31 protein-coding genes and 2 pseudogenes are annotated in these 24,974 nt (G+C 70.3%); 22 read left to right on the top strand and 11 right to left on the bottom strand.

Annotation, left to right across the window (positions count from 1 at the left end; translation table 11 throughout):
• Positions 1–152: 152 nt before the first annotated feature.
• The 4 genes from ACIQV3_RS38165 (at position 153) to ACIQV3_RS38150 (ending at position 3,045) form a co-directional block, all read left to right on the top strand.
• Positions 153–467, top strand: a complete 315-nt coding sequence (locus ACIQV3_RS38165) for an SCO5918 family protein (protein WP_403721266.1) — start codon at positions 153–155, stop codon at positions 465–467.
• 177 nt (positions 468–644) lie between these two features.
• Positions 645–1,448, top strand: a complete 804-nt coding sequence (locus tag ACIQV3_RS38160; protein WP_403721278.1) for an alpha/beta fold hydrolase — start codon at positions 645–647, stop codon at positions 1,446–1,448.
• Positions 1,448–2,722 carry a PP2C family protein-serine/threonine phosphatase gene (locus tag ACIQV3_RS38155; RefSeq protein ID WP_403721262.1) on the top strand — a complete coding sequence of 425 codons (1,275 nt, stop codon included), beginning with the start codon at positions 1,448–1,450 and terminating at the stop codon, positions 2,720–2,722. The genes ACIQV3_RS38160 and ACIQV3_RS38155 overlap by 1 nt, the downstream gene beginning before the upstream one ends.
• Complete coding sequence (locus ACIQV3_RS38150; protein WP_403721258.1) at positions 2,719–3,045, top strand: STAS domain-containing protein; 327 nt, start codon at positions 2,719–2,721, stop codon at positions 3,043–3,045. The genes ACIQV3_RS38155 and ACIQV3_RS38150 overlap by 4 nt, the downstream gene beginning before the upstream one ends.
• Positions 3,046–3,205: 160 nt before the next feature.
• Here ACIQV3_RS38150 and ACIQV3_RS38145 read toward each other — a convergent pair whose 3' ends face one another.
• Positions 3,206–3,550: an STAS domain-containing protein gene (locus ACIQV3_RS38145; protein ID WP_403721255.1), complete on the bottom strand. Its 345-nt coding sequence runs from the start codon at positions 3,548–3,550 to the stop codon at positions 3,206–3,208.
• A gap of 349 nt (positions 3,551–3,899) precedes the next feature.
• On the opposite strand from ACIQV3_RS38145, the gene ACIQV3_RS38140 reads away from it, so the two are divergent.
• The 4 genes from ACIQV3_RS38140 (at position 3,900) to ACIQV3_RS38125 (ending at position 6,561) form a co-directional block, all read left to right on the top strand.
• Entirely contained in the window at positions 3,900–4,694 is a 795-nt protein-coding gene (locus ACIQV3_RS38140) for a SigB/SigF/SigG family RNA polymerase sigma factor (protein WP_403721276.1), read from the top strand.
• Between the two features lie 36 nt (positions 4,695–4,730).
• On the top strand, positions 4,731–5,069 hold the full coding sequence (locus ACIQV3_RS38135) for an STAS domain-containing protein (RefSeq protein ID WP_403721251.1): 339 nt from the start codon (positions 4,731–4,733) through the stop codon (positions 5,067–5,069).
• Positions 5,066–6,022 carry an anti-sigma factor RsbA family regulatory protein gene (locus ACIQV3_RS38130; RefSeq protein ID WP_403721248.1) on the top strand — a complete coding sequence of 319 codons (957 nt, stop codon included), beginning with the start codon at positions 5,066–5,068 and terminating at the stop codon, positions 6,020–6,022. The genes ACIQV3_RS38135 and ACIQV3_RS38130 overlap by 4 nt, the downstream gene beginning before the upstream one ends.
• 74 nt (positions 6,023–6,096) lie before the next feature.
• Positions 6,097–6,561, top strand: a complete 465-nt coding sequence (locus ACIQV3_RS38125; protein ID WP_403721245.1) for an ATP-binding protein — start codon at positions 6,097–6,099, stop codon at positions 6,559–6,561.
• Between the two features lie 138 nt (positions 6,562–6,699).
• Here the strand turns inward: ACIQV3_RS38125 and ACIQV3_RS38120 are convergent, their stop codons facing one another.
• Together ACIQV3_RS38120 and ACIQV3_RS38115 are read right to left on the bottom strand one after the other, a co-directional pair.
• The gene (locus ACIQV3_RS38120) at positions 6,700–7,134 is read right to left on the bottom strand and encodes a VOC family protein (RefSeq protein ID WP_403721240.1); all 435 of its coding nucleotides are present in this window, start codon (positions 7,132–7,134) and stop codon (positions 6,700–6,702) included.
• Between the two features lie 166 nt (positions 7,135–7,300).
• Positions 7,301–7,783 (bottom strand): ATP-binding protein, encoded by a 483-nt coding sequence (locus tag ACIQV3_RS38115; RefSeq protein ID WP_403721274.1) that lies wholly within the window; start codon positions 7,781–7,783, stop codon positions 7,301–7,303.
• Positions 7,784–8,197: 414 nt separating this feature from the next.
• On the opposite strand from ACIQV3_RS38115, the gene ACIQV3_RS38110 reads away from it, so the two are divergent.
• Positions 8,198–8,743, top strand: coding sequence for a hypothetical protein (locus ACIQV3_RS38110; RefSeq protein WP_403721234.1), 546 nt, complete (start codon positions 8,198–8,200; stop codon positions 8,741–8,743).
• 1 nt (position 8,744) lies between these two features.
• Positions 8,745–9,302, top strand: coding sequence for a hypothetical protein (locus ACIQV3_RS38105; RefSeq protein WP_403721231.1), 558 nt, complete (start codon positions 8,745–8,747; stop codon positions 9,300–9,302).
• Positions 9,303–9,348: 46 nt separating this feature from the next.
• Here the strand turns inward: ACIQV3_RS38105 and ACIQV3_RS38100 are convergent, their stop codons facing one another.
• Positions 9,349–10,107 carry a restriction endonuclease gene (locus ACIQV3_RS38100; RefSeq protein WP_403721228.1) on the bottom strand — a complete coding sequence of 253 codons (759 nt, stop codon included), beginning with the start codon at positions 10,105–10,107 and terminating at the stop codon, positions 9,349–9,351.
• Between the two features lie 89 nt (positions 10,108–10,196).
• The gene (locus ACIQV3_RS38095; RefSeq protein ID WP_403721225.1) at positions 10,197–10,370 is read right to left on the bottom strand and encodes a CsbD family protein; all 174 of its coding nucleotides are present in this window, start codon (positions 10,368–10,370) and stop codon (positions 10,197–10,199) included.
• Positions 10,371–10,531: 161 nt separating this feature from the next.
• On the opposite strand from ACIQV3_RS38095, the gene ACIQV3_RS38090 reads away from it, so the two are divergent.
• Positions 10,532–11,647, top strand: a complete 1,116-nt coding sequence (locus ACIQV3_RS38090; RefSeq protein WP_403721222.1) for a glutamate--cysteine ligase — start codon at positions 10,532–10,534, stop codon at positions 11,645–11,647.
• Positions 11,648–12,443: 796 nt separating this feature from the next.
• Here the strand turns inward: ACIQV3_RS38090 and ACIQV3_RS38085 are convergent.
• Together ACIQV3_RS38085 and ACIQV3_RS38080 are read right to left on the bottom strand one after the other, a co-directional pair.
• Positions 12,444–12,797 (bottom strand): PRC-barrel domain-containing protein, encoded by a 354-nt coding sequence (locus ACIQV3_RS38085; RefSeq protein ID WP_403721220.1) that lies wholly within the window; start codon positions 12,795–12,797, stop codon positions 12,444–12,446.
• Between the two features lie 328 nt (positions 12,798–13,125).
• Positions 13,126–13,395, bottom strand: a complete 270-nt coding sequence (locus ACIQV3_RS38080) for a GlsB/YeaQ/YmgE family stress response membrane protein (RefSeq protein ID WP_403721218.1) — start codon at positions 13,393–13,395, stop codon at positions 13,126–13,128.
• A gap of 376 nt (positions 13,396–13,771) precedes the next feature.
• On the opposite strand from ACIQV3_RS38080, the gene ACIQV3_RS38075 reads away from it, so the two are divergent.
• The 4 genes and pseudogenes from ACIQV3_RS38075 (at position 13,772) to ACIQV3_RS38060 (ending at position 16,082) form a co-directional block, all read left to right on the top strand.
• Complete coding sequence (locus ACIQV3_RS38075; RefSeq protein ID WP_403721214.1) at positions 13,772–15,001, top strand: PP2C family protein-serine/threonine phosphatase; 1,230 nt, start codon at positions 13,772–13,774, stop codon at positions 14,999–15,001.
• Positions 15,002–15,235: 234 nt separating this feature from the next.
• Positions 15,236–15,428, top strand: a pseudogene (locus ACIQV3_RS38070) (NAD(P)-binding protein); the annotation flags it as partial.
• A 4-nt stretch (positions 15,429–15,432) separates the two neighbouring features.
• Positions 15,433–15,633 (top strand): annotated as a pseudogene (locus ACIQV3_RS38065) (hypothetical protein); the annotation flags it as partial.
• A 50-nt stretch (positions 15,634–15,683) separates the two neighbouring features.
• Positions 15,684–16,082: an ATP-binding protein gene (locus ACIQV3_RS38060; protein ID WP_403721212.1), complete on the top strand. Its 399-nt coding sequence runs from the start codon at positions 15,684–15,686 to the stop codon at positions 16,080–16,082.
• Positions 16,083–16,217: 135 nt separating this feature from the next.
• Here ACIQV3_RS38060 and ACIQV3_RS38055 read toward each other — a convergent pair whose 3' ends face one another.
• Together ACIQV3_RS38055 and ACIQV3_RS38050 are read right to left on the bottom strand one after the other, a co-directional pair.
• A complete protein-coding gene (locus tag ACIQV3_RS38055) occupies positions 16,218–16,484 on the bottom strand; it encodes a DUF4235 domain-containing protein (RefSeq protein WP_403721210.1) in 267 nt (88 codons plus the stop codon).
• A complete protein-coding gene (locus ACIQV3_RS38050; RefSeq protein ID WP_403721208.1) occupies positions 16,481–17,227 on the bottom strand; it encodes a phage holin family protein in 747 nt (248 codons plus the stop codon). The genes ACIQV3_RS38055 and ACIQV3_RS38050 overlap by 4 nt, the downstream gene beginning before the upstream one ends.
• A 194-nt stretch (positions 17,228–17,421) precedes the next feature.
• Here ACIQV3_RS38050 and ACIQV3_RS38045 point away from each other — a divergent pair, with 194 nt between their 5' ends.
• From ACIQV3_RS38045 to ACIQV3_RS38025, 5 genes are all read left to right on the top strand, one after another.
• Positions 17,422–17,832, top strand: coding sequence for an STAS domain-containing protein (locus tag ACIQV3_RS38045; protein ID WP_403721206.1), 411 nt, complete (start codon positions 17,422–17,424; stop codon positions 17,830–17,832).
• A gap of 373 nt (positions 17,833–18,205) precedes the next feature.
• Positions 18,206–20,485 (top strand): catalase, encoded by a 2,280-nt coding sequence (locus ACIQV3_RS38040; RefSeq protein WP_403721204.1) that lies wholly within the window; start codon positions 18,206–18,208, stop codon positions 20,483–20,485.
• Positions 20,486–20,714: 229 nt separating this feature from the next.
• A complete protein-coding gene (locus ACIQV3_RS38035; protein WP_403721202.1) occupies positions 20,715–21,080 on the top strand; it encodes an STAS domain-containing protein in 366 nt (121 codons plus the stop codon).
• A 103-nt stretch (positions 21,081–21,183) separates the two neighbouring features.
• Entirely contained in the window at positions 21,184–21,471 is a 288-nt protein-coding gene (locus ACIQV3_RS38030; protein WP_403721199.1) for a hypothetical protein, read from the top strand.
• A 305-nt stretch (positions 21,472–21,776) separates the two neighbouring features.
• On the top strand, positions 21,777–22,064 hold the full coding sequence (locus tag ACIQV3_RS38025; RefSeq protein WP_403721197.1) for a hypothetical protein: 288 nt from the start codon (positions 21,777–21,779) through the stop codon (positions 22,062–22,064).
• A gap of 837 nt (positions 22,065–22,901) precedes the next feature.
• On the opposite strand, the gene ACIQV3_RS38020 is transcribed toward ACIQV3_RS38025, so the two are convergent.
• Both ACIQV3_RS38020 and ACIQV3_RS38015 read right to left on the bottom strand, forming a co-directional pair.
• Complete coding sequence (locus ACIQV3_RS38020) at positions 22,902–23,255, bottom strand: PRC-barrel domain-containing protein (RefSeq protein ID WP_403721195.1); 354 nt, start codon at positions 23,253–23,255, stop codon at positions 22,902–22,904.
• A 72-nt stretch (positions 23,256–23,327) separates the two neighbouring features.
• Complete coding sequence (locus tag ACIQV3_RS38015; protein ID WP_403721271.1) at positions 23,328–23,513, bottom strand: hydrophobic protein; 186 nt, start codon at positions 23,511–23,513, stop codon at positions 23,328–23,330.
• A 267-nt stretch (positions 23,514–23,780) separates the two neighbouring features.
• Between ACIQV3_RS38015 and ACIQV3_RS38010 the strand changes: the two genes are divergently transcribed.
• Positions 23,781–24,035, top strand: coding sequence for a hypothetical protein (locus ACIQV3_RS38010; protein ID WP_403721191.1), 255 nt, complete (start codon positions 23,781–23,783; stop codon positions 24,033–24,035).
• A gap of 437 nt (positions 24,036–24,472) precedes the next feature.
• Complete coding sequence (locus ACIQV3_RS38005) at positions 24,473–24,886, top strand: TraR/DksA family transcriptional regulator (RefSeq protein WP_403721189.1); 414 nt, start codon at positions 24,473–24,475, stop codon at positions 24,884–24,886.
• Positions 24,887–24,974: the final 88 nt, after the last annotated feature.

The following is a 24,974-nucleotide window of genomic DNA, read 5'->3' as shown; positions in this document are numbered from 1 at the left end:
CGATGGCCGAGGCCGAGCACGCGATGCGCTACCGCAACGTCACCGCCCTGCCCGTCGTCGATGAACAAGGCAGCGCCCTGGGCGTCCTCGCCCTCGCCCGCTGAACCACCCACCCTGGCAAGACCCTTCACCTCTTCACTCTGTGAGGCAACATGCGCTGTGTCATCGCCCGCTTCCCGTTCGACCTCACCAAGAGCGGCGTCCTGGAGTCCATGAAGGGCATCAAGCCCGAGCAGGTCATCGGCGAGTCCGTGATCATCGGCCGGCGCACCTACCCCGTCAAACAGGTCGGCCAGGTCATCACCCGCCAGGACCGCCGCGACTTCAGCGCCGGCGAAGTCCTCCGCGCCATGACCCAGCTCGGGTTCACCTGCCGTGAAAGCCTTCCGCGGACCGCCGTGGCCACGCACGCGCCCAGTCCGCTCCAGCGGGCCTCCGCGATGCTCGGCACCCCCGTCACCGCCTGACCGGTGGGCCCGGCACCTACCGCCACCCGAACGACGAAGAGGGCCCGACCGGCACGCGCCGCTTGGGCCTTCCGCGTACCCGCAGTCGGCCGAGAACACATGTGAAGGCGACGGGTGGGGCGTGGGGGATCGGACAACACACGGGGTAGGCGAGTGACTCCTGGGAAGCAGCGGTACATGGATATAGAGCACAGGAACAACGTGACCGTGGCCGGCAACCCGCAAGGCCGGACGGTGGTGCTGGCGCACGGGTTCGGCTGTGACCAGAACATGTGGCGGCTGACCGTACCCGCGCTGACCGATGACTACCGGGTGGTGCTGTTCGACTACGTGGGTTCGGGCCGCTCAGATCTATCGGCGTTCGCGGAGAACCGTTACAGATCCCTGGACGGCTATGCCCAGGACGTGGTGGAGGTGTGCGAAGCGCTCGACCTGCGCGACGCGGTGTTCGTGGGGCACTCCGTCAGCGCGATGGTCGGTGTTCTGGCGGCCGGGAGGGCCCCGGAGCGCATCGGTGCGCTGGCGATGATCGCTCCCTCCCCCCGGTACATCGATGACGACGGCTATCGGGGCGGCTTCAGCGAACAGGACATCGACGAGCTCCTGGAGTCGCTGGAAGCGAACTATCTGGGCTGGTCGGCGGCGATGGCGCCGGTGATCATGGGGAATGCGGAGCAGCCCGCGCTCGGTGAGGAGCTGGCGAACAGCTTCTGTGCCACCGACCCGGACATGGCGCGCGTCTTCGCCCGGACCACGTTCCTGTCCGATTCGAGGGACGCGCTGGGGAACGTGAGCGTGCCGACGCTGGTGCTGGAATGCACGCAGGACGCCATCGCACCTCGGGAGGTCGGCGCCTTCGTCCACAAGGCAATCCCCGGCTCGACGCTCATCACCCTTGACGCGACCGGGCATTGCCCGCACCTGTCCGCTCCCGAGGCCACCAACGAGGCGCTCACCGGGTTCCTGGCAGGCCTGCGTTGATGTGCCGCACAGAGCAGCAGCCCGACCCACACGGCGCCGGCGAAGAGGAGACGCCGGACGCGGCCTTCGCCGGCCTGCTGGAGGACAGCGCCGAGGAACTCTACGAGAGCGCACCGTGCGGGTACCTGTCCACGCTGATGGACGGCACCATCGCCAAGATCAACACCACCTTGCTGGACTGGCTCGGCCTCCAGCGGGACGCGGTGGTGGGCCGGATGCGGTTCACCGACCTGCTGACCATGGGCGGCAAGCTCTACCACGAGACCCACTTCGCACCGATGCTGCGCATGCGGGGCGAGATCGGCGGCGTCGCCCTGGAGATCCGACAGGCCGAAGGCGTCCGGCTGCCCGTGCTGGTCTCCTCCGTGGTCAAGCGCGGAGCCACGGGCGAGCCGCTGCTGATCCGCACCACCGTCTTCGACGCCCGCGACCGCCGCGCCTACGAGGAGGAACTCCTGCGGGCCCGCAAAGCGGCCGAGGACGCGCGCAGGGAAGCTGAGATCGACCGTGCCCGGCTGCAGGACGCCCTCGCGGTACTCCAGCAGTCGCTGTTGCCCGAAACCCTGCCGGCCATCCCCGGGATGGAGACGGCCGCCCACTACCGCACCGCGTCCACCGACCGGCTCGGCGGCGACTTCTACGACGTCTTCCCCATCAACGCCCGGCGTTTCGCCTTCTTCCTCGGCGACGTGTGCGGCAAGGGCCCCCAGGCCGCCGCGGTCACCTCACTGACCCGCTACACCCTGCGCGCCGCCGCCCTGCACGACCCCGACCCCGTGTCCGCCCTGTCGACCCTCAACAAGGTGCTCCACGAGCGCTACAGCGGCGGCGACCCCCGCTACTGCACCGCCGTCTTCGGCATCCTCGAAACCGCCCCGGCGACGGGGCACGTCGCCGTCGTCCTCGCCTCGGGCGGCCACCCGCCGGCCCTCCTCCTGCGCGCCGACGGCACAGCCGACTTCCTGACGACCCCGGGCGGCCTCCTCGTCGGCATCCTGCCGGACGCGCACTTCACCACCGCCACGACCACGCTCGCCCCCGGCGACACCCTCCTGCTCTACACCGACGGCCTCACCGAAGCCCGCACCGGCGAAGGACGCACCTCCTTGTACGGGGACGAGGCCCTGCACGCCTTCGCGACCGGCCACGCCGGCCGGCCCCCGGCCGAGATCATCGAAGCCCTGTCCGGTTTGCTGGACGGCTTCGGCGACGGCCTCGACGACGACACCGCCCTTCTCGCCCTCGGCGTCCCCACGACGAAGAACCAGCGATGACACCACTGAAGATCACCACCCGAGACTCCCCGACCGGCACCGTCCTGCAGATCATCGGCGAACTCGACTACACCACCGCCCCCGACCTGCGTGACGTCCTCGGCACGCTCGACATCGAACCGGGCCGGCTCCTCGTCCTGGACCTCGCCCGCATGGAGTTCTGCGACTCCAGCGGCATCAGCGCGCTGATCGCCGCCCGCAACCACGTACAGGCCGCCCAAGCCGACATCGCGCTCGCCGGCGTCCCCGCGCACACGCTGCGCGTCCTGCGGATCATCGGCCTGGACCAGGTCTTCCGCCTCCTCCCCGGCACCGAGCCCTGACCGCCGGGAATCCACACGGAGCCTGGAAAGGCCGAGCAGTCGCGCCAGGCCGGAATGCCGGTCAAGCGCGACCGCACGGCCGCTGACGTACCCGAGGTATCCGGAGACCGCCGGCCGGTCCGAACACGACGGGCCCGTACACCGGCTGACCGGTGCGCGCTCACGCCCCGAGGGCGTCCTCGACGCTCGCGTGTACGGAAAGGACCGTATCGGCACCTGTCACGGCGAAGAGCCGGCGCAACTGCTCGCCCGGGGCGGCGATGCGCAGGGCCGTGAGGTGGTGCAGTCGCAGCAGCAGGTTCAAGAAGGAGGAGTCGCCGAAGGTGACGGCCCCCACGTCCAGGACCACCAACGGGTACCGGTCCGCGGCGGAGACGAGAGCCTCCTCCAGCGGAGCCAGCGTGTCCTGGTCCAGCTCTCCGCGGGCCGCCACCACCCACCCGCTCCCCGCCGGGTAGCCGTCCCCGACCACACCTGGCTGGAACTCGTCCCCTGCTCCGGTCATGCCCGCCTCCCGGCTCGCCACCTGTAACGTCGTCGTCAAGGGAGTATGCCTGGTCGCTAGATCGACTCGTTCACCGCAGGGCGCGGTGCGGGCCGCCGGGACGCACCGGATGGCCCGGGAACGAAAAGATTCCGTGCGAAGGGTGTAGGACCGATGAACCGGGGCACAAGCGCCCGGGCAGCCGTCAGCCAATCGGGAGGGAGTGGCCACCATGTATCGCTCGGCCACCGTCATGGGACCCATTCGCGCTACAGACGTACAAGCCCCCGCTTGTGACCGGGGCATCGTGGGAGCGCCAACGCGGGACGTCGACCGCCTGGACCACGTCGAGGTAGAGAACGCCCGCGAGATGGCGCCGGCTGACGCCCGTGAGCTGTCGCGGCACTTCTTCGCGAGACTGCGCACGCTGGAGGAGGGGACGCGCGAGTACCAGTACACGCGCAACACCCTGATCGAGATGAACCTCTCGCTCGTCCAGTTCGCCGCGCGGCGCTTCCGCGCCCGCGTCCTCGGCGGCGGTCTCGACATGGACGACATCATCCAGGTGGGAACCATCGGCCTGATCAAGGCCATCGACCGCTACGACCTGGAGCGGGAGGTCGAGTTCTCCACGCTCGCGCTCCCCTACATCATCGGTGAGATCAAGCGCCATTTCCGTGACACCACCTGGGCCGTGCACGTACCGCGCCGCCTGCAGGAGCTGCGTACGGAACTCGCCAAGGCCCAGGAGGCCCTGAGCGACGACCTGGGCAGGGCGCCGACGGTCAAGGAGCTGGCCCTCCACCTGAAGTTGTCCGAGGACGAGGTCATCGACGGGCTGGTGGCCGCGAACGGCTACACGAGCAGCTCCCTGGACGCCACCGCCGACGGCGACGAGGCGTCCTCGGCGGGCCGGAGCGCCCGGCCGGTGGCGGAACGCCACGGCGCCGTCGACCCCGGCATGGAGCTCTTCGAGGATTTCCACACCCTCGCGCCCCTGCTGGAGCAGTTGGACGAACGCGACCGGCTCATCCTGCGGATGCGATTCGGCCAGGAGCAGACCCAGGCCGAGATCGGCGCCGAGCTGGGCATCTCCCAGATGCAGGTGTCGCGCATCCTGTCGCGCACGCTGGCCCGGCTGCGCACCGGCATGCTCACGGAGTAGGGACGGAGTAGGGGCAGAATAAGGACGGAGTGGGGAATGGACCCGGCGACTCCTGCGGCGCCCGCGACGCCGCTGACCGCCCAGCCGCTGCGGGACCGGCCCGGAGCGCGGCTGAGCGGCAGCTGCGACCTGGACTCCCGTCCAGCCCTGGGGGCCGCCCTAGGCTTCGTGACGGGGATTCCCGGCCCCGTCGTCCACCTCGACCTGTCCGCCGTGGTCTTCCTCGACACGGCCGCGGTCGCCGCCCTCGTAGGGGTGGCGGCCGCCCTCAACGGGCAGGGCAGGCGCCTGCTGCTCCACGACCCGCCGCACTCGCTCCGCAAGGTCGTGGAGATGTTTCCGGACGAATGCGCCGCGCTGGAGGTCGCAGCATGATCCCTCTTCCCGCGCCCGCCGCACACGGGGCCTTCGTCCACCCCGCCCTCTTTTACCGGGACCTCCCCGAGTACGTGGCCGGAGTGGGCGGCTTCGTACGCGACTCCCTCTCCGCCGGCGCGCCGGTGCTCGTCGCCGTGCCGGGTCCGCACCTGGACTCCCTGCGCGAGAGCCTCGGCGCGGACGCCGCCGGCGTCACCTGGACGGACATGACGGAGCTGGGCCGCAATCCCGGCCGCATCCTGGCCGCCCTGCAGGACTTCGCCGACCTGCACGTGAGCCGGCCGGCCCGGATCGTCGGAGAGCCGATCTGGCCCGGCCGCTCCCCCGCCGAGGTCCTGGAGGCCACGCGCCACGAAGCCCTCATCAACACGGCCTTCTCAGGCCGGCAGGCGACCATCCTGTGCCCCTATGACGTACAGGGGCTGGCTCCCGCGGTGCTGGCCGACGCACGGCGCACGCACCCCACGCTGATCGAGGACGGCCAGGACCTGCCGAGCCCGGCCTACACCGACGCCGCGCGGGTGTCCGCGGACTGCGACCGGCCGCTGCCCGAACCCGAGGGCGAGGCGGCCCGGTTCGCGTACGCCCACGGAGGACTGGCCGAGGTGCGCGAGTACGCCGAGGCCTGGGCCCGCGGGACCGCACTGGCCCCGGCCCGCCGCAGCGATCTCGTCCTGGCCGTCAGCGAGGCGGCGGCCAACTCCCTCTCCCACGGAGGCGGGAAGGGCACCCTGCGCCTGTGGACCACCAGCGGCGCCCGGGTGGGAGTCGTCGCCGAGATCCACGACGGCGGCCACCTGGCCGACCCCCTGGCGGGGCGGCGCCGGCCCTCCCTCGCGACGACGAACGGCGGCCGCGGCCTGTGGATGATCCACCAGCTCTGCGATCTGGTCGAGGTCCGCGCCACGGACACGGCCTTCACCCTGCGGCTCCACATGGCAACGACGTGAGAACGGCGGCCTAGACTGTCACGGGCGGGGCCAGGGAACACAGACCAGTACCAACGTGGGGGTGGAAGACCTCGGTGGCGACCATCGGACCTGAAACGGGTGATCCGTTCAGCGCGGGCCTTCCCACCGGAGGACAGCGCCGCAGACTCGCCCTGAGGGGCGTCCGCGGCGCCGTGGCCAAAGGCCGCGACTTCACGGGCGAGGCCCTGCGGGACTGGGGCTGGGACGGGACTGAGACAGCCGAGGACGCCCTGCTCCTCGTGTCCGAGCTGCTGACCAATGCCTCCCTGCACGCGGACGGCTGTCACGAGCTCGTCCTCACGGCCGGGGAAACCCTCCGCATCGAGGTCTACGATGGCGCGACCACGCTGCCCAGCCGTCACCCGGCTCCGCAGCGCGGCATCCCGGGCGGCCACGGCCTGTACATCGTGGAGCGCCTGTCCGACCGCTGGGGCTCACACGCCCACGAGCACGGCAAGGCCGTCTGGGCGGAGATCGAGGCATCCCGACTGAAGTCCGGCAGGCCCACCGGTCGCTGACCGGTCCGGCGCACGCCCGCTCGTACGGTCGGACCGTCCGCCCGGGCGGCGATCGAATACCTGCCGGACAACGTTCCATGAGGCGCGCACCCTCGTCCTCAAGAGCCGGACTCCGTCAGGGAGCGAGCACCCCGCGCGTCACCCGTCGGCGCCGTGGGCGGCGGGGTCCTCGCGTACAGCCGCGAGGACGAAGGCGTGCCCTGCCGGATCGCTGAACCGGCGCAGCGTCGTACGGTCGTCCAGCCGGGTTCCGTCGTCTTCGGCCGCCAGCGGGCGCGCGCCGAGTGACACGGCCTCCCGCTCGGCTTCGTCGAGGTCCTCGGCCGCCACCAGGATCCGCAGATGGGTCTGCTGGGAGTCCTCCGGCGCCGGCCAGCTCGGCGGCAGGTGGTTCGCATCGCGCCGGATCCCCAGGAGCACCACGCCGGTGCCGCCGGTGACGAGGATCAGTTCCCCGTCCCCGTCCCCGATGGCCGGACCGGCTCCGGCTCCGAGCAGTTCGGCGTAGAACCTGGCCAGGGGTTCGGGGTCGGCACAGTCCAGGACGAGCACGCTTGTCTTGAGTACGGTCATGACCCGCGTGTGCCCTGGGCCTTCGCCCGTACGCGCACCGTAGGACCGCTGTCCGAAAGTGAGTGGGACCAGTGTCCGTGACCGGCCGTCGCACGGCCGGCCGCGTGGGCTGGTTCGGCGACGCGAGGGTTCCCGTACGCCCTCCGGTCTGCCGCTTCGGGGCTCTTCACCCTGTGCACGGGGCCGGGGGCCCGGGCATTCGGTCCCCGCGCCCGCAGGCCAGGCGGGAGGACTCGATCTCCGCCCAGACGACCTTGCCCGCGCCCGCGGGGTAGGTGCCCCATCGGTCGGAGAGCCGCCGCACGAGGTGCAGGCCGTGGCCGCCGGGGACGCCCGGCCGGCGTACGGCCCCGGGCCGCGGCGGCTCCGTCATGCCGTCGAGCACCTCGATCCGGAGGGTCTCGCCGGCGGTCAGTACCAGCTCTTCGCAGCCGTCCGCGTGCAGGGCGGCATTGGTGACCAGCTCGGAGACGACGAGCAGCGCGTCCTCGGCGCTCTCCCGTCCGTCCCACCCCCAGTCCCGCAGGGTCCGGCGGGTGAAGTCACGGCCCTTGCCCACCGCGCCCCGGACCCTGTGCAAGGCGAGCCGGCGGCGCTGGCCCAAGACCGGCCCGCGCACGCGCCGAGGGTCGCCCTCGGCCTCTCCCATCACGTTCACTGCTGCCTCACTCCGACCGTTGACTCACCGTGTTCGTGCGGGGCGGTCGCCCCGTCCGCGGACCGGCCGGACCGGCCGTCCTGCGGCCGTCCCCTGTCCCGCGTATGCCCGGCCTGATCGCCCGGACACGTGGACGCCGTCCCCACGGCGGATTCCCGGTCGGAAGGGTTCTAGCGTGGGAAACCAGCACCTGGCCCGGCTGTCGCCCCTCGGGCGGCTACGCGGTGCGGGCCGCCGCGCGCGGGCCGGAGGCCGCTGGGTGCACGTCCGGGACCTCGACCCTTCGGAACCGTCTTCGGAGACTTCGCGAGGGCGTCCGCCCGGTCCGCGTCCCGTTCGTTTGCGCGCCACCCGGCGGGGCAGCCGCGTGTACAGACACGATGAGCCCCCGGACGGAGGCAGAAGATGTCAACCAATTCGCTGATAGTCGTCATCGTCGTGGCGGCGGTCGTCGTGCTCGCGCTCACGGCACTGCTGTGGACGCTGTCCCGACGACGCCACCACCTGCGTGAACGGTTCGGGCCGGAGTACGAGCGCACCGTCGAGGAACAGGGCGACAAGCGCTCTGCCGAGCGGGACCTGCGCGCCCGTGAGGAGCGGCACGACCGACTCGACATCAAGGAGCTCTCCCCCGACCGCCGACAGCAGTACGCAGACGAGTGGGCCGGTGTGCAGCAGCAGTTCGTGGACCGGCCCGAGGGGTCCGTGGCAGGTGCCGACGAGCTGGTGACCCGGCTGATGGGTGAGCTCGGCTATCCCACCGAGGGGTACGAGAACCAGTTGCGCGATCTCTCGGTGGAGCACGGCCGCACGCTGGAGGAGTACCGGGCCGCGCACGCGGCGAAGGTGCGCAGCGACGCGGGACAGGCAACGACAGAGGAGCTGCGCGGGGCGATGGTCCATTACCGCACCCTGTTCGAGGAGCTGCTCGCCGACCAGAGGAGCCGATAACATGCAGAACCACGACGACACGGCGGGACGGGCACCGGATCCCGTCCTGACCACGGAGGACCTCGCACGCCCCGAGCCGTCCGCTGACAGCGACGCTCCCCTCTTCCCGGGCGAGGCCACGGACGAGCGGCGCGATGCGGGCCAGGTTCGCGATGCGAGCACATTCCCGGCCCCCCAGCCCGCCGGGGACCCCGAAGGGGCTCAGGGAGCCGGATGGGAACCGGTTCCGGTACCCCGGGACGTACCGGAACCCGACCCGGCAGAGTCCGTAATCGCGGCCGGGACCGAGGAGGAACCGCTGCTGGGAGCCGCCGAGGCCGAGCGCTATCGCACGCAATGGGGCGAGATCCAGGGCCGGTTCGTGGACGACCCGCAGGAGGCGGTCCGGTCGGCGGACACCCTGGTGGCGGAGGTCATGCAGACGTTCGCCGGCACCCTTTCCGAACACCGGAGCGGGCTGGAGAAGCAATGGGACCGTGGCGAGCAGGTGGCCACCGAGGACCTGCGGCAGGCCCTGCGGGCCTACCGCTCACTGGTCAACCGGCTGCTGGACACCTGAGCCTCGAGGTCGAGGAGGGTCTTCGTGGTGGGGCCGGTGCGGCTCGTCAGGCTGTGGACATCCGCGCGGCTACATCGCGGCTGTCCGGTTCCCAGGGCGGGGCCGCGGCCGAGTCCGTCCAGGCCGCCAGCGCCTCGCCGTCGATGCAGACGATGCCGCATGCGGCGGCGTACTCGAGGGCCGGGGCGGTGTAGGAGCTCGTGGTGACGACGATCGCCACGTCGGCGTCGTGAACGGCGAAGCAGGTGCCGCCGAAGCGCTGCAGGTCCTGCGAGCCGACGCGATGGGTGTCGGCGTAGCGCTTGCACTGAACGACGACCCGCAGTCCGTCCGGGGTCGTGGCGATGACATCGGCCCCCAAGTCGCCCGCACCGCCCACCACTTCCACGGGCGTGCAGCCGTCACGCGCGCACAGCGCGGCTATCGCGTGCTCGAAGCCGTCGGCGTCGGCCGCGGCGTGGTCCAGCGCATCGACACCGACCTCCGGCACCCCTCCGGCTGCGGGCACGTCCGGTACCGCCGTCACCTCGGTGGAGAGCGGATCCCTGCGCTGGTACGGGATGGGCGCCGGAGGGGCGGTGGAGCGCCGCCGGCCGGGCGACACGGTCCACTTGGCCAGTGTCACCCCGACCGCGAGGACCACCGCGCCGGCGACGGGTACGGCCCATGCCCCCGTGGCGGTCTTGAGGAAGACGGCCAGGCCGCCGACACAGATCCCCGCCAGTCCCACGGCCAGGACCACATCGCGCCCGAGCGTCGCGGCACCGCCCCCGGCCTTCCTTCTGCCTTCCCCCGGCAACGTCATGCGGGAGCCCTCCCTCGATCGGTTCGGACGCGCCGCGGTCCCGGACCCATCGGGGTCCGGGACCGCGGCGGTGGACGCCGGGCGTGCGGTCAGTGCTTGAAGACGTCCTTGATCTTTTCCTTGGCCTGGCGGGCGTCGCCCTTCGCCTGCTCGGCACGACCCTCGGCCGTCAGTCGCTCGTTGCCCACCAGGCGGCCGGCCGTCTCCTTGACCTTGCCCTTGGCCTGCTCGGTCTTGGCCCGGCTCTTCTCGTCGTTCGACACAGCTGATCACTCCCTGAGGGACGGGGAACTCCTTGCCCTTCCTCGTTTGACCCGGATCACGGCCCGCAAACAGCAGACTGACCACCTGGTCGGCGCCGCATGGTCGGGATGGGACAGGGCAGGCGTGAGGTGACGTGAAGAGCGGATCGATGGGCGGCGGCATGCGAAGCGTAGGCGTGGAGGAAGAGCTGCTGCTGGTGGACGCCCGCAGCGGTGAGCCGCTGGCCCTGTCGGGGGCCGTGCTGGCGGCTGCGGACCGGTCCGTCGAACGGCAGCCGGCGTGCGACGAACCGCAGGGGCACACCTTTGAGAAGGAACTACAAAAGGAGCAGCTGGAGTTCGCCACCAAGCCGGTGACCGAAATGGGCGAGCTCCTCAAAGAGATCACCCGCTGGCGGAGGGAAGCCGCCCGGCACGCCGCGTCCGCCGGGGCGCTCGTCGCGGCCCTCGGCACCTCCCCGCTGCCGGTCCGGCCCTCGTTGAGCCCGGGCAAGCGGTACCAGTGGGTCGGCGAGCAGTTCGGCCTGACCGCGCAGGAGCAGCTGACCTGCGGCTGCCACGTCCACGTGTCGGTCGAGTCGGACGAAGAGGGCGTCGCCGTCCTGGACCGGATCCGCCCCTGGCTGCCCGTACTCACCGCGATGAGTGCGAACTCTCCTTTCTGGCAGGGTGAGGACAGCGGGTACGCCAGCTACCGCAGCCGGGTCTGGAACCGGCTGCCTTCGGCCGGGCCCACGGACCTCTTCGGGTCCGCCGACCGCTACCACGAGCAGGTGCGCGCCATGCTCGACACCGGCGTACTGCGCGACAAGGGGATGATGTACTTCGACGCCCGCCTGTCCGACGCCTACCCGACGGTGGAGGTCAGGGTCGCGGACGTCTGCCTGGACGCGTCGACACCAGTCCTGCTGGCGGCCCTGGTACGCGGACTGGTCGAGACGGCCGCCCGCGCCTGGCAGGACGGACAGCCCCCTGCTCGGATCAATACGGGCCTGCTTCGGCTGGCGGCCTGGCGCGCCGGCCGTTCCGGGCTGGACGGCCCGCTCATCGACCCCCGGACGATGCGCGAGACGTCGCCCGCCGTGGCCGTCGAAGCGCTCCACGCCTACGTACGCGAGGCCCTGGCCGACCACGGCGACGACGAACGCGTCGGGGAGGGCATCACCCGCCTCCTGGAGCACGGCAACGGGGCGCACGTCCAGCGCGCGCTGCTGCGCGCGGAGGGCACGCTCGGCGCCGTGGCCACCCGCTGCGCGGAGATCACCGCCGGAGCCTGAGCCTGGGCCTGGGCCTGAGCTGGATGAGGTGCGCAGGTACCAGGCTTCTCGAAAGCTGGGCGCTGCCCCGTTTGACCGGTCTGATCCCGGCGACAAGCCTGCTGAGGAAGCCCGCGGCAGTGAGCGGCGCGGGATCCCGCAGCGCAGCGCACATCCCCCACCACTTACGCAACCGGCGCTCCGCCATGCGGTCTCCCGTTGCCGAAGCCCAGCCGACCCGCCTGCCCGCCCGCCCGCCCGCCCGCCCGCCCGCAAGGAGATCTGCCATGCGCAATGCCCCGTCGGAGCCTGAGCTGCCGGACCGTGTTCCGGAGAGGCGTGACGCGATCACCCCTGACCTGCCCCCCTTCGGCCCGGGCGCCCCTGACCTCCCGGGCGCAGCGGGTGAACCGCCTCGGCTCGACGGACCAGAGGAGGGCGGTAGCGAGGGCATCGGGAGCGAGGAGGACGAGCAGCCCGCCGCAGGCCCCGGCAACGCGAAGCCTCAAAACCCGACCGACTGACAGATCCTGCGAGACACCCGGGCCGAAGCGCCACGGCCGGCATCGACAGGCCTGATCAGGTGTCCCCCGATTTCCTCGAGATTCCAGCAGACGGGAGTGGCCACCTCGACCCCGAAGGTGATCACCTCCTGCGGCCACCCGCACGTCCCATGATCACCCCACCTGCCCGGTCGGATCCCGCACCGCTGCCCTCGGGCCCGCGAGAGGGGCGCGCACCGGGCATCGAGAGATGACGACGGGGGCGGCAACCGATTGGCTGCCGCCCCCGTCTCACTCATCCGGCTCCGCGCGAGCTACATACGGTGCGGGCCTTCGTAGTAGCCGCCGACTTCGCGGTGGTAGTCGGCGTCACCGAGGTGCTTGTCCTTGTCGAACTCGGGAGCGTTCTTGATCTGCTCCTTCGTCCGGTCCACGTAGATCTTCTCGTCGCTCGCGTCGATCCGGCTGATCGTGCCCGCCGGCAGCAGCACTTCCTTGCCGAAGATCCACGGACCGGTGTCGACCACGATGTAGGACGAGCCCACCTCGTCCGAGTGCTTGTCGACCTTGCCGATGGAACCGTCCGTCGCCTCGACCTTGTATCCCGCCAGATCCGCACCAGCCAGACGGCCGGCGGTCTCTCGGTAACCCCAGAAATTCTCAGTCATGCGAAAAACAACTCCTCCGGTCAATGGGAGAGGGAAGGGAACTGATTTCCCCGCCTGTCTACCTTTTCCGTATTGCCTACTGGGCGGAATTCGCCTCCCGCCCTGACCTCCTCCTGCCCCGTCTATTCTCCCGCACACCTCTTGGGTCAAGTCCGAGAGAGGGCGGCCGTCGATCGCTGGAGGTCGAGAGTTGAACTCGAACTCAAGCCGTCAACCGAGGCCGTCGGCGTCCAGCGGGGCACGGCATGTTCGCGGAGATCGGGAGATGCGGAAACGGCTCCCACCTCGGCAGAGGGGGAGCCTTTTCCGTACGAGGGGGACGCGTCGGTCAGGCGTGGCGCCTGTTCCCGGTAACCAGCCGGTAGACCGTCAGGAGGATGAGGGAGCCGACGATGGCGGCGATCCAGGTGGAGAGGTCGAAGAAGCCGTCGATGGAGTCGACGCCGAAGATGACCTTGCCGAGCCAGCCTCCGAGCAGGCCGCCGGCGATGCCGATGAGCATGGTGATGATGATGCCGCCCGGGTCCCTGCCCGGCATGAGCGCCTTGGCGATGATGCCCGCGAGCAACCCTATGAGAATCCAGGCCAGAATGCCCATGATGCGTCTCCTGCCTCAGTGGATAAAGTTGGTGTTAGTGAGCGTCTGCGCCGTGCGGAGATTTCCAAACGCCCCGAGCCCTTGATCATTTCCCGTGAGGCAGGGGTCCTGTCCTCAACAGAGGCGCTCCGCGGCACACGCCGACGACAAGTCCTGACCGACTCCGACGCTCCGCGCGGCCCGCGAGGCCCGAGAGGACTGGTGCCGTGCAACGCAGCCGGGCCTGGGGGTCCCTCGTGGTGCAATGTGAGTCCGATGCCACCCTGGCGCGGGTCCGTCGAGCATTCGGGACGGAGTCGAGCGTCATCAAGTAGTGAGGGTCTCTGTGAGCGCAGCAGGTCCGGACGGCGCGGACGGGAGTCGGCGGGCTGAGCCGATGACTCTGGCGGGGACGCTGGAGGCGGCCGAAGCAGCGGCACCCGTGGAGTCGCTCGACGTTGTCGCGCGCATGCTCAGGGAGCACCTCGGGGCCGCGTCGGTGTCGTTCCTGATCGCTGACTTCACCGGCAGTTCGGTCGTACGGATCGGTACCGCGGGCAGCGTCGAGACCGACGAGCCGGCCCGGCGCATTCCGCTCCGGGGCACCCTGTACGACGACGTGATCCGCACCCAGCAGCCCCGGGTGGAGGAGCCGGGCGAAGGGCAACTGGTGCGGGTGGTCGCTCCGGTGACCAACCGCGGGGACGCCATCGGACTCCTCGAACTGTTCCTGCACGCGGCACCGGGCGCGGAAGTGATGCGGGAGATCAGCGAGACCGCACACGCTCTGGCGTACATCGTCATCGCGAACCGGTCCTTCACCGACCTGTACCAGTGGGGCCGCCGCACCACGCCGCTGAGCCTGGCCGCCGAGATCCAGCACCGGCTCCTCCCGGCATCACTCGCGTGCGAGGCGGCGCAGTTCGCGGTGGCCGGGGCACTGGAACCCGCCGACCACGTGGGAGGTGACACCTTCGACTACGTGATCGACCGGGACACGGTCCAGCTCTCCGTGACCGACGCCATGGGTCACGATGTCGGCGCCGCGCTGCTGGCAACCCTCGTAGTGGGCGCGCTGCGGCGCGCGCGGCGGGCGGGCGCCGACCTGGCGGAACAGGCTCGGCAGGCCGACCGAGCCATGCGCGAACACGGCCGCAAGGGCTACGTCACCGGCCAACTGCTGCGCATCAGCCTGCTCGACGGCGAGACCGAGTTCGTCAATGCCGGGCACCCCTGGCCGCTGCTGATGCGGGACGGGGAAGTGCGGGAGATCGTTCCGAAAGTCGACCTGCCGTTCGGTCTCGGCTTCCACGCCTCGCTCGACTACGCCTACCGCGTGCAGTCGCTGGACCTGCGGCCGGGTGATCGGCTGGTCATGCTGACCGACGGCATGCTGGAGCGCAATGCCCAGAGCTTCGACCTGGCGGACCTGATCATCCGCACCCGCGCGCTGCATCCCCGCGAAGCCGCCCGCACCCTCATCAGTGCGATCGTCGACGTCGGCCATGGTCATCTGGACGACGACGCGACCGTCATGTGCCTGGATTGGCACGGCGTGGCCAACTCCGAGCGCGACGCCGCCACTGGGGCCGACCTCACCGATGCCTCACCCCCCTCAAGGTCGTGACTGCCCGCTCCCGAACGATGGGCCTCAGGCTTATGGGCCACATATAGCCCTGTGCCGGGGCTCTCAGCTGCGGTACACGACCCGGCTGGGGCCGTGAACGACCGAGGGCAGGGCGTCACGACCGTCCGCCACCGGAGAACCGGCAGCAGGGAACTGGAGCTGGAAGCGCCCTTCAAGGCCCTCAGCACCGCGGATATTCCTCCAGCTCGAGCGCCGGGGCATGCTCTCGCCCGCCTGGCCAGGCTCGGGAAGGAGCCGCTCGCCGAGGTACTCCGTGCGTACTCCGTCCCCAACGCGGTGGTGATCGGCGCCGGCCCCGACGGATTCGTCGCCGCTAACCTGCTGGTCGACGCCAGATGGACCGTGGCAGTCCCACGAGGCGCCGGAAGAGCCCGGCGGAGCCGTACGAAGCGACCGCGGGGTGCACGGCAACCGTCGACCTACCCGCGCTTCTGCGCAAGACCGCCACCGAGCACCCGCGCGAAGTCGTGCGCACCCTGGTCGCCGCGGTCAGCGGCGCTTATGGCGGCGAGCCGCCGAAAGACGACGCCACCGTCCTGTGCCTGGACTGGCACGGCCCCCACATCTTGGGGCGGCAAGATCTCCACGACGCGACAGAGTGGGGTAATTAGGCACATAAGGGGCAGGTGTCTTGTAGGCCCAGCACGTGGAAGGAGAAGCCGTGGCCCCCGCCCCCGTTCTCGACCAGCCCGTGTCACGCACCGGCAAGCCCACGACATCAGCACGCGAGGCCACCCGCCGCTTCCTCCACCACGCCGCGCGCGTGAGGCCCCCCACCCACCCCGAAAGCGCCGATGCGGTGCTCCTGATCGTCGCCGAACTCGTCAGCAACGCGATCCGCCACACCAGCGGACCCTGCACCCTGCACCTGGAACTGCGCGAGGATCACATCGAGATCCGCGTCACGGACGCCAGCCCCCACCCACCTCGGCCACGCCCACCCCACACCGACGGAAGCGGCGGCTGGGGATGGTTGCTGATCAACCACCTCACCACCCACACCCACACCGAACCCACCCCCGACGGAGGCAAGACCATCTACGCCGAAACCCCCTGGTAGCCCGGAGCCCGAGCGAGGGCTCCATGTGGCTCGGCGCCCGGCCGCGCCCTTCGGCCTGATCGAAGGGCGCGGCGGCGAGCCGGCCGTGTGGGCTCCGGCCGCCGGCTTCGGGGCCCCGCCAGTCGCCGCGCGCGCCTACCCCGGCCAGGAGCCCGTGACCTTCCGAGTCGCAACGGCCCCGGACCGGTCGACGGCCGCCTTCACGACGGCGAAGATGGCACCCTGGAGGGCGGCCGCTATGAGGATCTCCTTCCAGGAGCGGTCCTCATCTGTGGCCTCTGGGGCGTTGCCCTCCCCTTCGATCACCTTCCAGGCGTGCTTGAACGCCATCGCGGCGAGCATGCCGCTTGCCGCCCCCAGTGCCAGCCCGACCGGCTTGTACGCGACCCCGGACGCCTTCACTTGCGCCCCCGGCCACGACGCACCACCAGGACGACGATCAGGGCCGTGCCGATGGCGATCAGCGGAGTGCGGATGGCCCATGCCCTGGCGGCAACCCGGTCTGCTTCCTCGAGTACCGGGTCCGGTGTTTTGTCCTTCACGAAGTTCGCGGCCTGCTCCGTCATCACGGACGCCTTCTCCGTGGCTTGTGCCGTGAGGTCCTGGGCCTGAGCCTTGACGTCGGCCGCCGCGTCCATGGCCTGAGCCTTGATATCGGCGGCCTTCCCCTCGCCCTGGACCCTGCCATCGGCCTTGTCCGCGAGGGCTTCGGCGGTCTCGCCGAGCTCATCGCGGGTGTGCTCGATCCGGTGGCTCGGTTCCTCGGACGAGGGGGTGGAGTCCCTGTTGTGGGGCTGGTTCGGCTGGTTCGGCTGGTTCGGCTGGTTCGGCTGGTTCGGCTGGTTCGGCTGGTTCGGCTGGTTCGGCTGGTTCGTCATCGGTGGGCCCTCTCCTTGATCTCGACCACAACGGCCTTGACGCTGTTCACGGTCTGCTCGGGCTCGGGTGGGAAAGCTGAAAGCCCGTTCGAGCTGCTTCCTGCCGGCCACCGCCGACACCCCGGCGATCGCCGCCAGTACTGCGGCGCCGAGCAGACCGCCGCCCGTCCCGAAGCGTTTACCCGTCCCGCCCAACTCCACCCGGGCGATCCGCATCTCCCGTCGGATCAGTTCGGAGATCTGCTCCGACGCGCGCGAGACCAGCACACCCACCGATTCGTTCGCGGTGGGCGGTCTCCGTTCAGCCGTACTAGTCACAACGCGCTCCCTTCCTTCCGGCGAACCGATCAGGCCGTCGTCTGCCCTCCCCTCTTCAGCGAGCCGCGCATCGGCCGGGGGCGGGCCACGCCAGGATGGAGGCCCGCGGGCGCCGACGCGTGCGGGCGGCGGAGGAGAATGTCTTGGTCACTGTCGACGTTCAGCACTGCGGCAGCTCGGTCCTGGTCAGAGTCACCGGCAAACTCGACGGGGCCGCGGACCAAACGCTCCAGCAAGCGCTGGACGGTGTCACTGCTTGCCAGCGGGACCTTCTGGTGGACCTGCACGGCGTCGCGGTCATGGACGGTGACGGGCTGCTGCTCCTCCTGGATCTGCACCGGCGCGCGGAGTGCCTGGGCTTGCGGGTGCTGGTTACCGGCTGGCAGTCGCAGCCCCAGCAGTGCATGGCCGAGGTGGTCGGCATCCCGGGGCCCGGCTCGGCGATCGGAGAGCGGTACGCGCTGGCGGGCTTCCGCCGCCTCATCGAGGACCGGGCGCAGCGCGGCCGGGACCGTACGGATTCCGCTGCCGGGTGGCCGTCGCCGCTCGCCTAGCGGGGCGGAGGGCAGGGACGGCCAAGCCATTGATCCCGCAGGGGAAGAGCTGACCGTCCCCGGTGCAGCGCACCGGAGAGCAAGCGGCGGACCGAGATCACGTGCGTCCTGCCCGTCGGCCAGCCGCCGGCGAAGTCACCGTGTCGGGGACTGCAACGACTCGCAGCCCGGCACCCACGCCATGGCCGAGCGCCCGGGCGGCAGCGTGCCGCCGATCACGCGGCCCGGAGCCCCTTAGCCGAGATGGACGTACCCGGCGTGCCCGAGGCGTGAAGGAGCCGAAGGCTTACCCCTGGGGCATGACCGCCGCCTGCCGGGTAGACGGCAGGAGATCTCGCATGCCCCTCAGTCCGCCCAAGAGGAGACGTCACACATGGTGCAGAAGAAGGCGACCAAAACCACGGCCAAGAAGGCCGCGCCTGCCAAGCCGAAGGAGCGGGCCGGCTCCCCCGGCTCCCCCGGCGTGTCCGGCCGGCCCGCCCCGCGACCGCCCGGGGCAGCCGAGCCGGCGGTCCCGCACGAGCCGTTGCCGCCGAAACCGGACCAGGACGGCCCGGACACCCTCAGCCCCACGGGACAGCCCACCGGCGCGGCCCAGGCCGCGGTGGCGCAGGGCGGCGCGTACCTGACGACCGCGCAGGGAGCCCGGCTGTACGAGAGCGACCATTCGCTGAAGGCGGGTGCGCGGGGGCCGGTGCTGCTGCAGGACCACCACCTGCGGGAGAAGATCACGCACTTCGACCACGAGCGGATTCCCGAGCGCGTGGTGCACGCCCGGGGCGCGGCCGCCCACGGGGTCTTCCAGGGCTACGGCACTGCGGGAAAGGTCACCAAGGCGGCGTTTTTGGCGAAGGGCGTCGAGACGCCGGTCTTTGTACGGTTCTCCACCGTCCTCGGATCACGCGGCTCGGCGGACACCGTGCGCGACACCCGCGGGTTCGCCACCAAGTTCTACACCGGGGAGGGCACGTTCGACCTGGTGGGCAACAACATCCCGGTGTTCTTCATCCAGGACGCCGTGAAGTTCCCCGACGTCATCCACGCCGGGAAGCCGCACCCCAACCGGGAGATCCCGCAGGCCCAGAGCGCGCACGACACGTTCTGGGACTTCGTGTCCCTGCACACCGAGGCCACCCACCACACCATCTGGAACATGTCCGACCGGGCGATCCCCCGCTCGTTCCGGATGATGGAGGGCTTCGGCGTCCACACCTTCCGCCTCGTCAACGCCAAGGGCGGCACCACGCTGGTGAAGTTCCACTGGAAGCCGAAGCTCGGCGTCCACTCCCTGGTCTGGGAGGAGGCCCAGCTCACCAGCGGCATGGACCCCGACTTCCACCGCCGGGACCTGGCCGACGCGATCGAGGCGGGCGCGTACCCCCAGTGGGAACTCGGCATCCAGACCTTCCCCGACACGCCGGAGCAGACCTTCGAGGGGATCGACCTCCTCGACCCCACCAAGATCGTCCCGGAGGAACTCGCCCCCGTACGGCCCGTCGGACTGATGACCCTCAACGCCAACCCGACCAACTACTTCGCCGAGACCGAACAGGTCGCCTTCCACCCCGGGCACCTCGTCCCCGGCATCGACGTCACCGACGACCCCCTGCTCGCCGGCCGGCTCTTCTCCTACCTCGACACACAGATCAGCCGACTCGGCGGGCCGAACTTCGGCCAGATCCCCATCAACCGCCCGCACGCACCCGTCAACGACATGCTCCGCGACGGCATGCACCAGACCGCCGTCCACACCGGGACCGCGCCGTACCGGCCCAACAGCCTCGACGGCGGCTGCCCCTTCCTCGCCGGTGCCGATGCGGGCGCCTTCATCGAGGTGCCGGTCGAGCTCACCGCGGCGCGTAAAGTCCGCGAGGCGCCGGCCTCGTTCGGCGACCACTTCACCCAACCGCGGCTCTTCTGGCTGAGCATGACGCCGGTCGAGCGGGAACACATCATCGCCGCCTACACCTTCGAACTCACCAAGTGCTCGGAACAGGCCGTCAAGGAACGCGCCCTGGCCGTCCTGGCGAACATCGACCCTCAGCTGTGCGAAGAGGTGGCCACCGGGCTCGGACTTCCCGCGCCCGCCCCCACCCAGTCCCTCACCGACCCGGCCCCGAGCCCGGCGCTGTCCCAAGTCGGTGGCACCTGGCCGCTCGACGGACGGGTCATCGGCATCGTCGCCGACGCCGATTCCGATCTGAAGGGTGTCCGTACCGTACGGAACGCCGTCCTCAAGGCCGGGATGGTACCCCTCGTGATCGCCCCCACCGGCGGCACACTCGGAACCGGGAAGAACCCGGTCACGGTCCAGCGGACGTTCGCCGCCACGCGTTCCATCGAGTTCGACGCCCTCCTCCTCGCCGGCACGCCCACGGCGGCGGCCGACGCCCGCGGCGCCCGCGACTCCAAGGCCGGAGCCCCGGAGCAGGGCGGCCCCGATCCCCGGGTCGTACTGCTGCTCGCCGAGGCCTACCGCCACGGCAAGGCCATCGGCGGCTGGCACGACGCGTCCCGCATCCTGCAAGCGGCCGGCATCCGGGAGGGTGATCCCGGTATCGCGTTCGCCGACAGCCCCGCCGCCGCCCTCAAGGGCATCACCCAGGGGCTGACGGAACACCGCGCCTGGGACAGGTTCCCCACCTCGGTCTGAACCAGGCCCAGCCGGACCGTACCGGCACGAAGTGGCCTCGGCCCCTGCTCACCCATGGCAGGGGTCGCTGGGGGCCCTGTGCGCGGCGGTGCTTCACACCGCCCTCGCGAAGCGGCCCCTGTCCCCACCGCCGCTGATGATCCCGACCGTGAAGGTCGCGCATACCGGTCCCAGACGCGGGCATCCGCACGATACCCAGCCGGGGTGATCGTGAGGACAAGGAGTGTCTGTGCTGCCCTTCAACGTGACCGAGAGCGGTGTCCTGATCATCCGGCTGCGGGCCGACCTGGACATCGCCGACCGGGCCGCAGCCGCCTGGGCGATCGACGGATACCTCGCCGCCCACCCGTCCGCACCCGTCATGCTGGAACTCTCGGACGTGCCGCTGAGTGCCGCCGCGGTGAGCACGGTCGTACGAACCCAGCGCATGTGCCGTTCCGCAGGCGCACCGCTGGCCGTCCTCGCGGCGACCGCCGAAACGCGCCGGGCGCTGGAGGCACAGGCGGGGGCCGAGGACCTGGCCGTCCAGCCCACCCGCGCCCTGGCCACCGCCGCGCTCTCGGCTGTCCCGACCCCGGTAGCCACAGCAGCATAAGCCGCACCCTGGCCCCGCCGGGGGGATCGTGCCACCCGATGGCCCGCGCGCCCGTGGGTAGCCACGGCTTGCGCACCCCCCCCTTGCACGAGGAGATCCCCTCATGAGCACGACCCCGGCCCTGGAAGTCACCACCCGCCAGTCGGCACAGGCAGGCGCCCGTATAGCCGTCGGCCTCCCGCATTCGGCGCTCGACGCGATGCTGGACGCCGCCTACGAGACGCACCGCCGTTTCCGGCACGGTGCGTTCGCCGAATCCTGCCCGACCTGTCACGTCTCCGCGGGCGAGCTCTGCCTGGCGCGACGCAGTGTGCACGCCGCCCGCCGGCTGGCACACCGCGCCCAGAAGACACAGAGCGGCCGGGGCTTCCTTCCTTTCACGGCACGGTGACCCGCTCAACCGGTGGATGGCAACGGCGTCACGTCACGTGCTGGCCGAGCTGTCTCGGCTCGTGCGCCGGGTGGCCGCGTCGCGGCCGGTGACCTTCTCGGAGATCAACAGACGCAGGACCTCTCTGCGGGATACCCGCGTTGGGTGCGTGCGGTGGCCAGGACGCCGGGGGCCGCTTTGCGCATGTATGGCAGGCGCATGCGACGCATGAGTTTGTCGAGTTCCTCGGGCAGAGCCGGGGCCTGGGCAAACTTCATGGCTTCTCATTCCTTCGTCGGTCTGGGTGGCGCCGATACGCTCGGCGGATGATCGATATGCAGGTGCGTGGTGACAGCGGCGACGTCGTGGCCCGGGCAGGCGGGGTGGAGTGGACGCCTGCTTTCGGTGATTTGGATCCGAGTCTGTTCCCGATGCTCTGGGGCCTGATCCCGTATGGGGATGCGGTCTTCAACCATCGGCAGGTGTCGCTGCTGATGACGGAACTCGACCGACTCCCGGCCGCTTGCGGTGGTGACTGGGTCGAACAGGCCCGTGAGTTGTGCCGAGTCGTCGAGCAGGGGTCACACCGGTATCTCTGGTTTGTCGGCGACTGACCGCGGGGTCGTGCGTGATCCTGAGGGCGTCGCCTACTGGCCCAGGGCCTGCCAGGCTTTAGTTCCGTTCTGGACGGAGTGAGCCTCGTCCGCGCGGACGACCTCGCCGGCGGGCTTGCTGTCCGCGATGTGTCCCAGGACCGAGAGCAGGTCGTCGTCGGCGAAGCGCCCGGCCGTGGCCGCCAGGCCCAGGGCCTGGTCGACCCGGTCGTTGCCCAGGACGGTGGCCGGCTCGACCGCGCGGGCCGTCTCGGCGCGGATGCGGGTATCGCCGGCGGGTTCGGCTTCCTTGAGCCAGCGGTCGGCCCAGGGGCCGATGTCCGCGAACGCGATCTCCGCTTCCGAGCGGGGCCGCAGCCGGGGCTGGTGGATGCCGCGGCCGCCGAGGGGTCTCCTTCAGATATGGAAGCGATCAGGAACACCGCAGGTCAGACGGCCATACCGAGAATTCCGGTGGCCGTCAGCCTGGACTCAACCGGCCGCACACCTGGACTTTGCCACGGCCGCCGTCACACCGCCGAGCCGCGCACGCAGGGCCCGGTGCCGGCCGTAGAGCTGGAGAAGCAAGATGGGCGACTCCGCCAGCCCCAGCCACATCCTCCAGGCCCGCCTCACCGCGGAGAACACGGCTGGCGCATCAGCCTCCGCGCACCCAACCAGCAAGTCACCAAACTCCTCGCACTCATTGAAGCGGAGCGCCCGCCGTGTCGCCCTCGGGTTGCACTCTCAACACGGTCATCGGACCGCTCCGAGTCGCCGGATGGGGCGCAGCAGCAGGGCGGGGGCGACAGCTTGTTGCTGTCGCCCCCGCCCTGGAGTGCTTGGCGCCCGCGCGTGCTACAGACGGTGCGGTCCGTCGTAGTAGCCGCCGACCTGGCGCTGGTAGTCGGCGTCACCGAGGTGCTTGTCCTTGTCGAACTCGGGAGCGTGCTTGATCTGCTCCTTCGTCCGGTCGACATAGATCTTCTCGTCGTTCGCGTCGATCCGGCTGATCGTGCCCGCCGGCAGCAGCACTTCCTTGCCGAAGATCCACGGACCGGTGTCGACCACGATGTACGAGGAGCCGACTTCGTCCGAGTGCTTGTCGACCTTGCCGATGGAACCGTCGCTCGCCTCGACCTTGTACCCCGTCAGGTCCGACCCGCCCAGACGGCCGGCGGTCTCGCGGTAACCCCAGAAATTCTCAGTCATGCGAAAACAACTCCTCCGGTCATGGCGACGGAAGGGAAGAGAAATCCCTACCGCACCTTCCGAGAAAACGAACTACCAGCGATACCACCGGCCGCTGCTGCCCTTCGGGCGGGCGACAAAACCGATCAGCCAGAGCACGAGGACCGCGATGGCGACCCACCAAAGAATTTTGATCGCGAATCCCGCACCGGCGAGAACCAGAACCAGTAGAAGAACAAGAAGCAGGGGAACCATAGTTATCAACCTCCGAGGCATCATCTGCCCGACCACGCCCCGGACATGCACACGAAAATCACCTGTTTCATACCGCCGCACGTGGGAAAACGTTTCGACCGTCTTCGGCGAGAGAGATCAGGCAACCTCGTCATGCCAGTCCATCGCCCTACCTGCGATCGGCGAATCGCCGGACGATTCTCCATTGGCGGCATCGGCAGCTCGGTGCGGCAGAGCAGACAAGCTCCACCCAATTTCCAACCGCCGAGTGCGGCTTCCGTTTAGCCCACACGGGCGGGGTAGGAGGGCCGCATGTTCAAGCACCGAAGGTTTCGCACGCTAGCCGTACTGACCATCAGCTGGGTGGCCTTGACGGGCGTCGAGCATGTCAGCGAGAACGCACCCTGGCGGATGGCCCTGTTCAGCGGGCTGGTGTGGGCGCTCGCGATCGCCGGTGCCTGGTGGTTTGCCGAATGGACGCAGATGGGCCGCCGCACCCGGAGCGAACTCGCAGATCCGGCTGCCACCCGCCGGGACCCGAACGGGACGACGAGGAGCACCACATGACAGGCCGACGTCGCTACCCCCTACGGTTCTCCGTCGGCCTGCCGCTTCGGTCGCCCTCGCTCGGCCCCCGCCTCCTGACGGAGGTCCTTGACGTCGTTTCACGCCGCGTGGGGTTCATCCGCGCTGCAGGCCCCAAAGCCGCCGTCTGCGCGTCTGCTTCCGGGTACCGGTCGCAACCCGACCGGCAGAGCGGATCCGCAAGGGGCGCAGCAGCCGGGCCCCGGCACCCGAGCCCCTTCCCGGGCTTCACGGATCCTCACGAGCGTGCCCGAGAGGTGATCGAGTCTCATACCACCAGCCCCAGCGACCTGGCCTCGCTCCTCGAGATGTTGGGCCTCAAGGTTGCCGCAGAACGTCCGTGATATCGACGTGACCGCCCCGCAGCCCGATCGAAGACCACGGGGAATCGGGACCCGTGGCCCGGCGTTGTCCCACACATGAGCGATGCACCCCGGCACGGCCATGACGAGCTCGACCCGTCCCGCATCGCGACTGCCCGCGCCCGACTCGTGGCCGACCGCGACGACACACTCGACCGGGTGGCCGCGCTGGGGCGCGACTTCGACGGGATCGTCGCGGCGAACGCCTTGGTCGCGGTCGACGACGAGCACGACCCGGAAGGGGCCAGCACGGCCTTCGAGCGTGCCCACGTGGCCACCCTGATGGCCCGGGCGCACGACCATTTGGAAGAGCTGGACCAGGCGCTGAAACGGCTCGAACGGGGCGACTACGGGCAGTGCGAGGGGTGCGGCGCGACGATTCCGCCCGAGCGCCTGGAGATCCGGCCGGCCGCGACCACCTGTGTGCTCTGTGCCCGGTCCGACCCGCGCCGGCCATCGCGCCCCGCCTGACGGACGTCGGTGGTCTCTCGTCGGCCGGTCGCCTGAACACCACTTCATGCGGTCGCCACGTCCACAGGAGACGGCACGCGGCAGTTCT

Origin of the sequence: Streptomyces sp. NPDC099050 (assembly GCF_044759865.1) — a bacterium.
In the GTDB taxonomy this organism is placed as follows: domain Bacteria; phylum Actinomycetota; class Actinomycetes; order Streptomycetales; family Streptomycetaceae; genus Streptomyces.
Note: the sequence above shows the minus strand (reverse complement) of the source record. Positions and strands in the feature narration are given on the sequence as shown.

What these genes read in the sequence shown, in the direction of transcription:
- ACIQV3_RS38165 (WP_403721266.1), top strand. Translation starts at nt 153, where the DNA reads ATGCGCTGTGTCATCGCCCGCTTCCCGTTCGACCTCACCAAGAGCGGC.
- ACIQV3_RS38160 (WP_403721278.1), top strand. Translation starts at nt 645, where the DNA reads ATGGATATAGAGCACAGGAACAACGTGACCGTGGCCGGCAACCCGCAA.
- ACIQV3_RS38155 (WP_403721262.1), top strand. Translation starts at nt 1,448, where the DNA reads ATGTGCCGCACAGAGCAGCAGCCCGACCCACACGGCGCCGGCGAAGAG.
- ACIQV3_RS38150 (WP_403721258.1), top strand. Translation starts at nt 2,719, where the DNA reads ATGACACCACTGAAGATCACCACCCGAGACTCCCCGACCGGCACCGTC.
- ACIQV3_RS38145 (WP_403721255.1), bottom strand. Translation starts at nt 3,550, where the DNA reads ATGACCGGAGCAGGGGACGAGTTCCAGCCAGGTGTGGTCGGGGACGGC.
- ACIQV3_RS38140 (WP_403721276.1), top strand. Translation starts at nt 3,900, where the DNA reads ATGGCGCCGGCTGACGCCCGTGAGCTGTCGCGGCACTTCTTCGCGAGA.
- ACIQV3_RS38135 (WP_403721251.1), top strand. Translation starts at nt 4,731, where the DNA reads ATGGACCCGGCGACTCCTGCGGCGCCCGCGACGCCGCTGACCGCCCAG.
- ACIQV3_RS38130 (WP_403721248.1), top strand. Translation starts at nt 5,066, where the DNA reads ATGATCCCTCTTCCCGCGCCCGCCGCACACGGGGCCTTCGTCCACCCC.
- ACIQV3_RS38120 (WP_403721240.1), bottom strand. Translation starts at nt 7,134, where the DNA reads ATGACCGTACTCAAGACAAGCGTGCTCGTCCTGGACTGTGCCGACCCC.
- ACIQV3_RS38115 (WP_403721274.1), bottom strand. Translation starts at nt 7,783, where the DNA reads ATGGGAGAGGCCGAGGGCGACCCTCGGCGCGTGCGCGGGCCGGTCTTG.
- ACIQV3_RS38110 (WP_403721234.1), top strand. Translation starts at nt 8,198, where the DNA reads ATGTCAACCAATTCGCTGATAGTCGTCATCGTCGTGGCGGCGGTCGTC.
- ACIQV3_RS38105 (WP_403721231.1), top strand. Translation starts at nt 8,745, where the DNA reads ATGCAGAACCACGACGACACGGCGGGACGGGCACCGGATCCCGTCCTG.
- ACIQV3_RS38100 (WP_403721228.1), bottom strand. Translation starts at nt 10,107, where the DNA reads ATGACGTTGCCGGGGGAAGGCAGAAGGAAGGCCGGGGGCGGTGCCGCG.
- ACIQV3_RS38090 (WP_403721222.1), top strand. Translation starts at nt 10,532, where the DNA reads ATGCGAAGCGTAGGCGTGGAGGAAGAGCTGCTGCTGGTGGACGCCCGC.
- ACIQV3_RS38085 (WP_403721220.1), bottom strand. Translation starts at nt 12,797, where the DNA reads ATGACTGAGAATTTCTGGGGTTACCGAGAGACCGCCGGCCGTCTGGCT.
- ACIQV3_RS38080 (WP_403721218.1), bottom strand. Translation starts at nt 13,395, where the DNA reads ATGGGCATTCTGGCCTGGATTCTCATAGGGTTGCTCGCGGGCATCATC.
- ACIQV3_RS38075 (WP_403721214.1), top strand. Translation starts at nt 13,772, where the DNA reads ATGACTCTGGCGGGGACGCTGGAGGCGGCCGAAGCAGCGGCACCCGTG.
- ACIQV3_RS38040 (WP_403721204.1), top strand. Translation starts at nt 18,206, where the DNA reads ATGGTGCAGAAGAAGGCGACCAAAACCACGGCCAAGAAGGCCGCGCCT.
- ACIQV3_RS38030 (WP_403721199.1), top strand. Translation starts at nt 21,184, where the DNA reads ATGAGCACGACCCCGGCCCTGGAAGTCACCACCCGCCAGTCGGCACAG.
- ACIQV3_RS38025 (WP_403721197.1), top strand. Translation starts at nt 21,777, where the DNA reads ATGATCGATATGCAGGTGCGTGGTGACAGCGGCGACGTCGTGGCCCGG.
- ACIQV3_RS38020 (WP_403721195.1), bottom strand. Translation starts at nt 23,255, where the DNA reads ATGACTGAGAATTTCTGGGGTTACCGCGAGACCGCCGGCCGTCTGGGC.
- ACIQV3_RS38015 (WP_403721271.1), bottom strand. Translation starts at nt 23,513, where the DNA reads ATGATGCCTCGGAGGTTGATAACTATGGTTCCCCTGCTTCTTGTTCTT.
- ACIQV3_RS38010 (WP_403721191.1), top strand. Translation starts at nt 23,781, where the DNA reads ATGTTCAAGCACCGAAGGTTTCGCACGCTAGCCGTACTGACCATCAGC.
- ACIQV3_RS38005 (WP_403721189.1), top strand. Translation starts at nt 24,473, where the DNA reads ATGAGCGATGCACCCCGGCACGGCCATGACGAGCTCGACCCGTCCCGC.